Below are 12,408 nucleotides of genomic sequence, written 5' to 3'. Positions count from 1 at the left end.
ATGGCGTGTTGCAGGGAGGCAGACATAGAGCCATACAAATGGATGAAGGAAATCCTTTCAAAGCCCCTGCTCGACATGACGGAGGAGGAACTCACGAAAATGCTACCTTCAAACTTCAAATAACAAATAACCCTTATATGCTGCCAGACATATAAGGGTTATTTGTTGGTGTGAAAGGCGGCTAATATTGGATGCTTACGTTATTTGTTGGTGTGAAAGTCGGCTAATATTGGATGCTTACCAAGAAAAAAGACATCATTTTTTGTTTTACATAAAATTAAATTTCTTGTTTGGCAAACTTTATGCTTATTTGGAAAGTATATGTTTTGTTTTTATGCTTATTCTATTATACTGTCATATTATTATAACATCATCAAGGCATATTATAATTGTTTATGGCTTGATGATGATTGTAATTTCTACTATCTTTTAAAGCCAACTCTGCCAGTATTAAGGTCTTCTTTTGTCTGTTGCGCAGTTCCTTCCACAATACTGTAATCGTTTTCTTTAAGCTTTGCAAGAAGTAACTGACCTATTGGCTTTACCTCATCTATTATATCAGAGCAAAGTTTATGAGACATTTGTACAGATGAACCAGCCTCAATGAAGTCCTTTTCTGTCGGCTTTGCTTTATACCCAACGCTTGTTGCATGCTGTCCTAAAGGACTATCATGAGTCATATCGTAAGCTGGTGAGAGCTTCCACTTTCCATCTACATAAAGGAAAGAGAAATTTCTTGCATGATCGTCAAAATTTTCAGCATAATAGTTGAACACCATTCTACGAAACTGTTGTTCCACTTCAATATGATCTTGCGTAATGTAGCCTGTCAATGCCAAAAGAGTTTTGTAATCCATTTTGGGAGGATTTATATCCTCATCAAGAAGTCCACTGGCTGTGACCATGTGTATACGCTCACCATCGGGAGAAAGGTCGAAACGTTCCACTCCGAAGTATCGGTCATTGAAAAGCTTAAAACGAGGAACAATAATACCAGCTTCCTTTGCTGCATGACTGTACATGTATTCTATCTTACCTGATTCTATTGGATCATTTATATGCCGGAATTTCACAATCCAATGAGACCCGTTCTCTTGTAGCAGTATTTTAGGACGGACACCACCAGAGTTACCGCTATCCACATACAATCTTCCTGCATTCTTATCGGTTTTCCCTGATAGTATATCCAATGCAGCTTGCTGTATTTTATCAAGATCTTTAAACTTGCTTGGAATCGTTATCTTATTATCAGGAATATAGCATAAAGCTCCCATACCAGATGAGCCGACAATACTTAGTTTCTGTAAAGGGGTGAGAGATTGATAGTTTATGCCTTCCTTATTCAGTTCTTTTTGTAGTACATACTCTCCATATCCTCCAGGCATACAATCTTCAAAGACACCGAAGTTACCATGGAACGGTAGATAAGGGGCTTCAAATAAGTCCCCTTTTAAAGGTAATTTCAATGGGGATATTGAAAAACCAGTGTGTAACCATTCGTTGCAGTATTGGAAAAGACAAGTATCATTGATTCCCATGGTAAGTTGTCCAACCAGTCGATCATGATACATGACTTTTAATGTTTCAAATCTTCTCATCTGTTCCTCTCTTTCTGTTCCTGTTTTTGTTAATCCTAACCATTTCATCAAGACTTGAATACTTTGGTTTTCCTATTAATTCCATCATATCCTCAGCATAACCAAGTACACGGACTATCTTCACGAAGCTGGCAAGCGAAATTTCACCTATATGCTCAAATCTCTGTATTGTAGACAATGGAACACCACTTGTCTCAGATAGAGATTTCTGCGACAGGTTCTTCTCTAATCGACGTAGCCGGCAATTTCTTGATAGACTCCTTAAGATGTCCTCTGTGGATATAGGTTCAAATATATACATTTATAATAACTATAATATTGGTTGTTATATTAAATAATATCACTTAATAACTAATATATAAGTTACTGCAAATATAGGTATAATATATGAAACCTGCAAGTTTTTGCGCCATATTTTACAACTGACTAATCAGTACACCAGCACCAAATTCCATCAAAGTTGCGTTGCCCATCATCCTTGAAAGCCAAATGCACTTCTTCTATATAAAAAGGGGAATCTAAATCGTTCCAATCTTTCCAATAGAATTTTTGACCTACTACTGGAATAAAAGGCATATCTTTATCAAAGAATATTTGGTGGGTGCCAGTTGGATCATATACAAACCTGACATGAAACATTTTTGGTTTATTATTAAGAATACCTTGAATATCCTCATAGTTCTTTACTGCCGCGATTGTCGCTAAGTCTCCGTTGACCTTTTTCCACAAATGGTCTTTAAAGGATTTGTACCCTTTGCCATCTTGCTCTTGCAGGATAGCTTTGAGATCCAAGACTGCTTGTTTGTAACCATTCGTAAAGCCTTGTATTTGCGGATATTCAGAGTCCTGTTTGGATTGTGCATATTGGCACAATTGATTTGTAAAATTCTTGTTGGCCATATTACTTTGTTTTATAAAATTTATCTACGCATTTGAAAACTCCGCAAAGTACCTGGACTAAAAGGAGTTTACATACTCGCTTACATTTTCGCAGAAACAAATGCAGCCCCTTTGCAGAGGTACTATATGGTTTATCAACCATTAACAGCAGCAACATGCAAGTGGCAAAGTAATAGAATATTTTGCCTCGTTGCGACTGGCATTCTTCGGAGTCTGTTTGTTTATATCTTGAATTTGTCACGCTCTTCTTTCATTACACGATTATAACCAATTACGCTGTGTTATCCATTTACCATTGATACATACAACTTTCTCATTGTCTTTCAATTTACATTGTTGTATATGTGTTTCTTCACAACGGTTCCTATAATCACAATTTATGCAATAGGTGTTCATAGTTTTTATTTTAAAAGTTCCAGATTATCAAAATTATTTCTCTGTTCATATTTCTTTTTGTTGATTCTATATTGCTATTGCCTTGGAAATAAGAGCTGCGCAAAGCGACTCGCAGAGTACCCTGCTCATGTTGACCTCAACGGCATTGCCGATATACTTCTTCTGTTCGGCCTGTGTCCCTACAAGGATATAATTGTCAGGGAAACCCATGATGCGTTTCAGCTCATTTATATTCAACATGCGCATCTTGATGTCTATGATTCCGTACATGGCCATGAACTCCTTTATCTTGCAAGTCATTTCACTGTCCGTTTCAAAAATCCTTATACCGATACCTTTTTCTGTGGAGATAAGGTAAGGGGGCATCTTATCCATCCGAGCAATCAAAGTGAAGCACGGCTTATTGATATCTCCACCTGCAGAGTTGAACTGTGGGTTCATCAAGAAGCAGTCAACTACTTTTTGCTTCGGTGTTGTCAATACTGCAGGGCAAGGTGCGTCAATGCTGGAAAGTTGACCACCAGCGGAGTATTCATTTGCCAAAAAACGACTTGAAACCAATCCCTGCCTGTCTTTTGTGGTAAGCGTAGGACATGGCGATTCGACAGAATGGTTCCCTCCATTGCCATAGTAAGCAGTAACAAAGAAATGGTGATCCTTAGTGGTGACAGTTCCGGCAGGAATGTCTATCGATTGGTTCTTGGAATACGGATCTCCACTGAAAGCCTTGGACATGAAGCTGACATTGGCAATCCCCAGACGGTTTTGGCAAGCGACAGTTGGGCAAGGCTCGTCAATTCCATGAGCTGCGTATTTTCCTGTCTGGTTCATTGAATTATACTTAACAAGAAAGGTTTCCTTTCCACCGGCAACGAATTTGATTAGCCCTGCGTAAATTCGCTCCAAGGTTTTCTCGCATAGAGACTTCTTCCTGTCAAAGATGCTTTGCCCGGCATCATTCATATCAAGCACTTCACGAACAGGCTTCCATTTCTTGTAGGCATGAAACATGCCACTGTCACCATTCTTCGAGAATGTTGGAACAGGAAAAGATATGGGAAGGCCTTTCTTCGCAAATTGACCGAAAAACCTCTTGCGTGAGGTATATGCGCCAAAATCGGCGGCATTCAGCAAACGCCAATCATAATGATAGCCGTAGGAGATGACCTTATTTGTCCAACGAACATAGCTGCATCCTTTTAACTTTGAGATAGGGTGTCCTTTATCATCCATGTCTCCCCAGCTCATGAACTCTTCCACATTCTCAATCTGTATATAGTCAGGATCCAGCTGCTCAATATAACGGAAAAGGTGCTCTGCAAGCGTCCGGCTGTCTGCATCGCGTGGTTGACCACCTTTGGCCTTGCTGAAGTTGGTGCATTCAAGTGAAGCCCATAGGACAACTAAAGCCGACGGATATTTCATTCTCATTCGATTCAAATGGGCTGTAAGACCAGTAAGGTCAAGTGTGCGAATATCCTCGGTGAAGTGTAATGTGTCAGGATGGTTTGCCTGATGCGATGCGATTGCATTCACATCATGGTTGACACAGGCGACCACCCTCGCACACTTTGTTCCATCTAACTTTGCATGTTCAACACCGGTGGAAGTTCCACCGGCTCCGCAGAACAAGTCTATATAGAGTAATTTGATGTTTTCCATTTGCTATTCTATATTACCCTCTACCTTGTAACCTTTATTCCGAAGATATGTGGCGATATACTCATCATCACCAACATCTTTAAGTACGTCAAAAAGATACCCTTTTACATACTTGGCAATAGCTTCAGGAGAAGCCAAATCTACATGCTGCGATATGAATTTGCATTTCTTAGTCCTACCTAATTGCTCAAACTCGTATTCTAATCCTTTAGAATTGGTGTCTTCAAACAATTCAGATATATCACCTTGATGATACAACTTCCCGTTAATATCCATTGCCGTACCATCACAGTAGTATTGCCTTAGCTCTACCACCTTACCTGTCTTTCTAAGTTTTGCTTTCATAATTTAAATGCTATTTGATTAGTTCGGGGTGTTCATAAATGTTACCCACCACCTCTACTGCATAATTCATTCTTAACTCTTCATAAGTACTGTTTTTGTCCTCACAAAGCATAAACGAACCGTTGTCAAACCGAATAACCATATTTGGTAAATCCAAATTTGTAAATTCCACAATATCCCCCTCAAAGATTTTCTTACCGACCTTATCTTTCAAGCCAGTATATTGTCCGATGGTATTTGCATCTACCTGTGTTTGCCACCCGTTGTCCCACATGAAATATTCATCATATGGAGCTTTGGGAATTTGTATATTTCCATACAGCCATTTACCTTTGGCAATGGACTTTCCTCTAAATATTATTTCTCTGTTCATGATTTACTATTTTTATTTATTGCAATCTTCTTTCATGAAACAAATCCAATGAGTATTGGAACGTTTACCCGATAGATGACCGAAAATAGGCGTCTCCGAGGTAAGTTTCAATATTTCTGATACCTTGATGTCTGTTTCATTCCATTTGAATATTAAGAATCCTCCAGACATTAATACTCGAAAACATTCTGCAAAGCCTTTTCGCAAGACTTCTTTCCAGTCTGCATTGCCAAGAGCACCATACTTTATCATTTGATAGCCTGTTGCCTTGTTCTTTGGACTTGGTCCATTATATATATCGTATGTCTTACAGTTCTCAATACTTCTTAGTAAGTGTGGAGGGTCAAAAACAACCATGCGGAAGCTGTTGTCAGGGTATGGCATATCGGTGAAGTCTGCCTGAACATCGGGATTGACCTCGAAGTGCCTTCCGTCACATAATGTTGTCTTCATCTTTCTTATGTCTTGAAACAGAACCCTTTTATCATGCTTATCGAAGTAAAACATCTTACCTCCGCAACAGGTATCAAGGATTGGGATATTTATCATATTTTTTCTACTTTTTCTTATGTGATATTATTGCAACGTGGCAAGCTATGAAAAATAACAGTTCTAATTGTACATTTTCAACATCTAACCCCAAAGCATAAGTAAGAAGTATGAATAATAATACTGCTATGTCTATTCTCACATTCATGTTATTATTTCTTTTATAAACAACTTTCCTCTTCTTTTAAGGATCTATTTTATCTTCTGATGATCCTTCTTCTATTATTTCTCCATTTTCTAATTTATACCAAGTGTCTTCCTTTATTTTTTTTCCATCTACCTTTATTGACTTAACATCCTTTAAAGTATATTCTTTACCATTCCATTCTCCTCTTTCAGTGAGAATAAGCCAACAGCCCAACCTACCACTTGCCTTTCCATTTGTTCCACAGACAATCGCAATAGAATCTTTACCTTCTACCTTTGCAAAAGATTTTTCAGAAGTAGCAACAGCTACAGAATAATCTCCAGTACTCACTGCTATTGAGTACCCTGCAATATTTATTGCAGCTGAATATCGTCCAGAGCTTGTTGCAACAGAATAATCTCCAACATTTGCTGCAATAGAGAAATAACCTTTACTTTCTGATACTGATTTAAATCCTGTACATGAAACAATACAATTTGAACTTTTATCAGCTGCTATTGCTAAAGATCTTTCTCCAGTATTTGAAATAACACAAGAAAGTCCTTCATATTCAGCTATTGAATTGTCAGCAGTATTTACTGCAGCTGAATGGTAACCTAATTTACTTGTGGTGGTAGTGTCTTTTTTATTCTTTACTACTATTGTGGCATCTTTGACTTCTATGATTTCAGAAGAATCATCTATAGATCTAAAAGAGTTTTTATCATTACCCTCTGCGTATTCTTGTAGTTGTTTGTAAGTTTGTACAACTTCTCTTAATACTGACATTTTCCCATCGACTCTAATTATCCATTTTAGAATACGATATAGGATAATCAGTAATGATACACCTATAATGATCAATGTAATCAATCCTACTGTATATGTGCTAACTACACTTCCAAGAGTGCCCACACCATTTAATAATAATTTATCCATCTTATTGAAGTATTAATTGTACATGGAAGTGATACTCATTGCATAAGCAGGCAATTTGTCTGACAGCATAGGGGTCCTCTCCATAGGGAAAGAAAATCATACGTTCCTTGGTCAAGCAGCGCACGTTCTTCCTCCTCAAAACATACAGGAGATTTGCCCTTCGTTTTAAGATTCTGTCCATACCATGATTTTTGTATCTTTCTTAGCCTTTCTACTCATTTGCATCAGATGCAGTTCCGACTTTCATCAAATTGCGTATCATGCTTTTGTCAAACCAATAGGTTGCCCCCACTTTTCTTATGGCAGGGTCAATCTTACCGCTCTTTACAAGGCGGCAGACAGTGGGGACACTGCAATTCAGGTATTTGGCCAACGCCTTATATCCTGACAGCCATGTTTCTTCGTTAAACAGATGCTCTGATGTAGCATTACCACCGTTTTTGTACGAGTCCATCAGTGCGACAAAATCCTTCACTGACAATTGTGCCAGTGGGGTTTCTAACAAACTTTGTGTTAATTCCATATTCTTCACTTTAATACATAAATTAATAATACCTGGCAAAAAGCCAAATCTCTGTCGCCTTGATAAATGTATTAAAGAATATTGGAGAGACTACTGTCTGATAAACCAATAATTGTATTACCTTAATTCCGCAGCATAAATTCTTGTAAGAACTCCAAGTGACTGAGAAACAAAGTTCTCAAAACACTTGGATATGTCAGAAATTTCACCTATCTTGGTGCTGTAAACATAACAAGTAAGCAAAAAACTAATATGGCAAAGGTAGCAATTAAAAACGAGAATATCACTTCTTTCGGTGGAATTTATCATATTATGGACGTTTTCTCAAAGTTGGACTTTGAAAAACTTACCGAATCTGTATTGGGCAAACGTGGAAGTAGCGGCAAAGCATTCTGTTATGGAAGTATTTTTGGCTCTCTCTTCTTCAGTTACCTTTGTGGTGGAGAATGCCTTGAGGACATCAATGCGCTTATTGGGCAGTTCAAGCAGAGACCTAATACGCTGTTACCTGGTGCCGACACTGTGGGGCGCGGACTAAAGGAGCTTACCGAGAAAAATATTGTCTATAAGAGCAAGACCTCCAACAAGTCGTATAGTTTCAACACAGCAGAAAAGTTGAATACCTTACTATTACGGATGATACGAAGAATGGGGCTTATAAAGGTGGGCAGTCATGTTGACTTAGACTTTGATCACCAGTTTATTCCAGCCCACAAGTTCGATGCAAAGTATTCTTACAAGCAGGATTTTGGCTATTTCCCTGGTTGGGCTTCCATTGGGGGAATCATAGTCGGAGGTGAGAATCGTGACGGAAACACCAATGTGAGATTCCATCAAGAAGACACGCTCCGTCGCATTATGGACCGTGTAACCTCAGAACTTGGTGTGGTAATAGAGCGTTTCCGTGCTGATTGCGGATCGTTCTCAAAGGAAATTATCCAAACCGTAGAGCAGCGCTGCAACACGTTCTATATACGTGCTGCCAACTGCGGCAGCCGACACGAGGACTTCCGCCAGCTGAAAGAATGGAAGAGTGTTGAGGTTGATTATGAGAGATGCGATGTCACCTCCGTCAGCATAGACAACTTAATAGAAGGAAAGTCATACAGGCTTGTCGTACAGCGTAGTCCTTTGAAAGACAAGGATGGCAAGCAACAGACGGATATGTTCGGAGTAATATACACATACCGCTGTATCCTCACCAATAACTGGATGTCTACCGAGAAAGACATCATTACATTTTATAATGAGCGTGGAGCAAGCGAAAAGAACTTCGACATACAGAACAATGACTTCGGATGGTCACATCTGCCCTTTTCCTTTATGGCTGAGAACATGGTTTTCATGATGGTTACCGCCATGCTGAAGAACTTCTATCTCTATCTCGTCCGTCATATCAGCGATAAGGTCAAGCCATTGAAAAAGACAAGCAGGCTGAAAGCCTTTATCCTCCATTTTGTCAGCGTACCAGCAAAATGGGTGCGCACTGGAAGGCAGAACGTTCTGAACCTATATACAAATAAAACCTACTACGCTGAGGTCTTCATTGAATAAACATCATTTCTTTGTGGCTTTTCATACTTCCCCATTGGTTTGGGTGGGGGATTTTATGCTTAGAAAAGACCAAAAAACACCGAAGTACCTCATATCAACATATAGAGCCCCAAAAAGACATCTCAACATATAAAGTTTTCTCACAAGAAAAAATACTGCGGAATTAAGGTATTAAAGTGTTTCGAAACGACGATACAAAGATAATAAAATCTATTTCATGTCCCTTACTTTTTACTCATCAAATTGTTTCATATAAGAAGACTTCACTTCATCAGCTATATCAATATAAGGTTTCATAGCTTTGTAATCACTATGTCCAGTCCACTTCATAACAACACTGGGAGGGATTCCTTTTGCAAGAGCTGTACATATAAATGTACGACGACCGCAGTGAGTTCCTACAAGTTCATATTTAGGCTTTACCTCATCTATTCGCTTGTTACCTTCATAATGGGTGCTTTTTATAGGTTCATCTATTCCTGCTAATTTGCATAATGTATGAAGCCTCTTATTCATCTTCTGATTACTTATAATAGGCAGTACTTTTTTATCAGGGAAATGAATATCAGAATACTTGTCTAAGATAGCTTGTGATTTACTATTTATCTCTATGATTATTCTATCTGCTGTTTTTACAGTAACAATTTCAATCTTTCTATTGTGAATGTCTTCCCATGTCAGATTATTGACATCAGAATATCTTAATCCTGTATAACAGCAGAATAGAAATACATCACGCACTGCTTCAAGTGATGTATATTTCTCTGGGATTTTAAGGTTTTCTACTTTCTCCAATTCCTCTTGTGTTAAGAATATGACACGCTTACTTGCACTCTTCAATTTAGGCTTGAAGTGTTCAAAAGTGTGATTAGTATGATAGTCTTTCTCATAACACCAACGAAGATACCAACGTAAGAATCCAAGCTGTTTATTAATCGTGCTATTCTTCATACCTTTCTTTCCCATATAGTTTATGAAGTCAGCGATACCGTCTTCATTAAAATCTTCAAAGTTCAATTTTTTATTAAAGTCTTGTAAATGGTTACGTAAAGCTGCAAATTTTTCATAGGTCGCTGGAGTCCAATCATTGAGTTTGCCATTAACTTTCACAAACTCATCAAAACACTTCCAAAAATCGTTTTTCTTCTTTTTAGGTTTATTAATGTCCACTTGGTGCACATTTATAGTACTATCTTTTTTAAATGATTCTTCCGTGGTTAGAGGCTGTGGATTGGTCTTAACATGAAAGGCATTACGCAATTCTTTAGGCGATGGTATGACCTGTCGTAACTCAAATTCACGAAAAACAGCAACCATACATGCTCTCATCTGGGACAAATGTTCATTAAACTCGTTAGTCACAGTTGTATTGCTATTTAGGGACATTATACGCTGTTGCCTATCGTCCCAATTCTCTTTTTGAATTACAAGCCCTGTCTGGAAATCTAGTCGATTCCCATCATATGATACACGCATACGAATCCTGTAACCATCGTTTCTATAATTACGTATTGAAAATTTTATAGTTCTTTTTATAATCATATTTGATAATCTTTATTTCAAAGTTAATCAAATATACAGTTTTGCCCCACTTTTTGCCCCAATATTTCCCATTTGTAAAATAAAAATACTTTGTTGGCGAAGAACTGTTTTTTATTGGTATTTTTGAACCCCCTTTATTTTGCCCCAAAGTTGCCCTACTTTTTGCCCCTCACTTTTTCAAAAAGTATTCGAACTATTACTATCAAGAAATAAAGTATCATATCAAATCATATCAGTAACTTTTTGTTGTTCAATGATTTTTGATATTATTTGATATAATTCTTTAATTAGTCTCCCCTTGAAAAGTATTTAACTATCTGGTTATCAATAAAATAATCGTTCTCAAACTTGCATATTTCTACAAAGTTTTGTATCTTTGTATAGTAAAATCTTGCAATTCAACGATGTATAAATCTCCATCCAAAGTCCGTCAGGCATCATTATTCTGGGATCTTGAGACAATGCTCTCTCCCAAGAATTCCCTGTACAAGTTAGCCAATCTGATTGATTGGAATCTGTTTGAGCAGTCTTTTGCTCCTCTTTACAGCAAGGACACTGGCCGTATGGCCAAGCCCATCCGTCTGATGGTCGGTCTGCTGATCTTGAAACACCTTCGTGACGTTTCAGACGAGAGCGTTGTGGAGCAGTTCTCGGAGAACGCCTACTTCCAGTATTTTTGCGGGATGGAGGCATTCCGCACCGACGCTCCCTGCGTTCCCACCGAGCTTGTCGAGTTCCGCCATCGCATCGGTGAATCTGGCATGGAGCTGATACTCAAGGAAAGCATCCGCATCAATCTTTTAATCGGTGATCACAGAAAAGAGGAGACGCAGGGGAAAGACGGCAAGGATGGACGTGGACGCAAGCCCGATGCGGAGCATACCGCATTCATCGACACGACGGTGCAGGAGAAGAACGTGACCTTCCCTACGGACTCGAAACTCCTGAACAAGGTGATAGCCTTTTGCCACAGCGTGGCGGAGAAGGAAAACCTCAAGGTCCGCCAGAGCTATGCCAAGGAGATAAAGGAACTGAAGCTCGTTCAGCGTTTCAGGGGTAGGAAGAACAGCAAGGCCAAAGTCAGGAAGGCCGACAAGCGGATGCGCACCATTGCGGGCAGGTTGCTCAGGGAGCTGCTTCGCCTGCTGCCCGATAGAAATGCCTACCAGGAGCGGATTGACATCTGCATGAGGCTTGTCAACGGCGAGCGGTTGGACGGCCATAAGATCTACTCGCTTCACGAGCCAGACGTGCTTTGTATCAGCAAGGGAAAAGAGGGCAAGAAGTACGAGTTCGGCAACAAGGTCTCCATCGTCAGACTATGGGACGGACTCATCATCGGTGCGCTGTCATTCCGCAATGAGTATGACGGCCATACGATAGACAAGGCAATGGAGCAGGTTAGGCGGCTGTATGACAGGAAAATAAAAACACTTGCCTGCGACAGGGGATACCGAGGACAAAGTATGAGCGGGCAGACACAAATCATAATTCCGGACACGCCCAAGAAAACAGACTCACGGTACGCCAAGAACAAAAAGCACAAACTCTTCCGCAAGCGGGCAGGAATAGAGCCTGTCATTGGCCACTGCAAGGCAGACCACCGGTTGGGGAGGAACTTCTACAAGGGTCTCTTCGGAGACTCCATCAATGTCATGCTTGCAGCTGCCGCATTTAACTTCAAAAGAGCCATGAGGCTTCTTTTGTGCCTAATTGAAAGAGTGATGATGTGGTGCTGTGGGAGGCTGAACTTAAATTTTCAACACCAATTCTTCCCGCAGGGCTATATGAAAAATGCGATGTCGCCTTTTTGAGGGTCGACTAATTATTTTGCATAGAAGTCCGTTTCCCTCTCTCTCCGCTAATAGGCTTCAAAAGGACTTCACAAGGGTTGTCAATT

General features: G+C 39.4%; 12 protein-coding genes. 2 read left to right on the top strand and 10 right to left on the bottom strand.

Annotated elements, in window-relative coordinates; genetic code table 11:
• Window positions 1-422: 422 nt before the first annotated feature.
• The 9 genes from CZ367_RS01015 to CZ367_RS00970 all read right to left on the bottom strand — a co-directional run bounded on the left by CZ367_RS01015 (window position 423) and on the right by CZ367_RS00970 (window position 7,412).
• Entirely contained in the window at window positions 423-1,598 is a 1,176-nt protein-coding gene (locus CZ367_RS01015) for a type II toxin-antitoxin system HipA family toxin (RefSeq protein ID WP_077195339.1), read from the bottom strand.
• Entirely contained in the window at window positions 1,585-1,899 is a 315-nt protein-coding gene (locus tag CZ367_RS01010) for a helix-turn-helix domain-containing protein (RefSeq protein WP_077195338.1), read from the bottom strand. The genes CZ367_RS01015 and CZ367_RS01010 overlap by 14 nt, the downstream gene beginning before the upstream one ends.
• Before the next feature lie 125 nt (window positions 1,900-2,024).
• Window positions 2,025-2,498 carry a hypothetical protein gene (locus tag CZ367_RS01005; RefSeq protein WP_077195337.1) on the bottom strand — a complete coding sequence of 158 codons (474 nt, stop codon included), beginning with the start codon at window positions 2,496-2,498 and terminating at the stop codon, window positions 2,025-2,027.
• 462 nt (window positions 2,499-2,960) lie between these two features.
• Window positions 2,961-4,556 (bottom strand): DNA cytosine methyltransferase, encoded by a 1,596-nt coding sequence (locus CZ367_RS01000; protein ID WP_077195336.1) that lies wholly within the window; start codon window positions 4,554-4,556, stop codon window positions 2,961-2,963.
• 3 nt (window positions 4,557-4,559) lie between these two features.
• Entirely contained in the window at window positions 4,560-4,901 is a 342-nt protein-coding gene (locus CZ367_RS00995) for a hypothetical protein (protein WP_237581451.1), read from the bottom strand.
• Window positions 4,902-4,911: 10 nt separating this feature from the next.
• The gene (locus CZ367_RS00990; RefSeq protein ID WP_077195335.1) at window positions 4,912-5,274 is read right to left on the bottom strand and encodes a YopX family protein; all 363 of its coding nucleotides are present in this window, start codon (window positions 5,272-5,274) and stop codon (window positions 4,912-4,914) included.
• 12 nt (window positions 5,275-5,286) lie between these two features.
• Window positions 5,287-5,823 carry an SAM-dependent methyltransferase gene (locus tag CZ367_RS00985; RefSeq protein WP_084793459.1) on the bottom strand — a complete coding sequence of 179 codons (537 nt, stop codon included), beginning with the start codon at window positions 5,821-5,823 and terminating at the stop codon, window positions 5,287-5,289.
• Window positions 5,824-6,007: 184 nt separating this feature from the next.
• Complete coding sequence (locus tag CZ367_RS00980; protein ID WP_077195334.1) at window positions 6,008-6,889, bottom strand: hypothetical protein; 882 nt, start codon at window positions 6,887-6,889, stop codon at window positions 6,008-6,010.
• Between the two features lie 211 nt (window positions 6,890-7,100).
• Entirely contained in the window at window positions 7,101-7,412 is a 312-nt protein-coding gene (locus CZ367_RS00970; protein ID WP_077197317.1) for a DUF3853 family protein, read from the bottom strand.
• 252 nt (window positions 7,413-7,664) lie between these two features.
• On the opposite strand from CZ367_RS00970, the gene CZ367_RS00960 reads away from it, so the two are divergent.
• Window positions 7,665-8,966, top strand: coding sequence for an IS1380 family transposase (locus CZ367_RS00960; RefSeq protein ID WP_077195332.1), 1,302 nt, complete (start codon window positions 7,665-7,667; stop codon window positions 8,964-8,966).
• Window positions 8,967-9,197: 231 nt separating this feature from the next.
• Here the strand turns inward: CZ367_RS00960 and CZ367_RS00955 are convergent, their stop codons facing one another.
• On the bottom strand, window positions 9,198-10,508 hold the full coding sequence (locus CZ367_RS00955; protein ID WP_077195331.1) for a site-specific integrase: 1,311 nt from the start codon (window positions 10,506-10,508) through the stop codon (window positions 9,198-9,200).
• A 404-nt stretch (window positions 10,509-10,912) separates the two neighbouring features.
• On the opposite strand from CZ367_RS00955, the gene CZ367_RS00950 reads away from it, so the two are divergent.
• Window positions 10,913-12,322, top strand: a complete 1,410-nt coding sequence (locus CZ367_RS00950; protein WP_077195330.1) for an IS5 family transposase — start codon at window positions 10,913-10,915, stop codon at window positions 12,320-12,322.
• The last annotated feature ends 86 nt before the right edge of the window (window positions 12,323-12,408 follow it).

This window comes from Prevotella ihumii, from assembly GCF_900155655.1.
In the GTDB taxonomy this organism is placed as follows: Bacteria; Bacteroidota; Bacteroidia; order Bacteroidales; family Bacteroidaceae; genus Prevotella; species Prevotella ihumii.
This window is presented reverse-complemented; position numbering and strand designations above follow the sequence as displayed.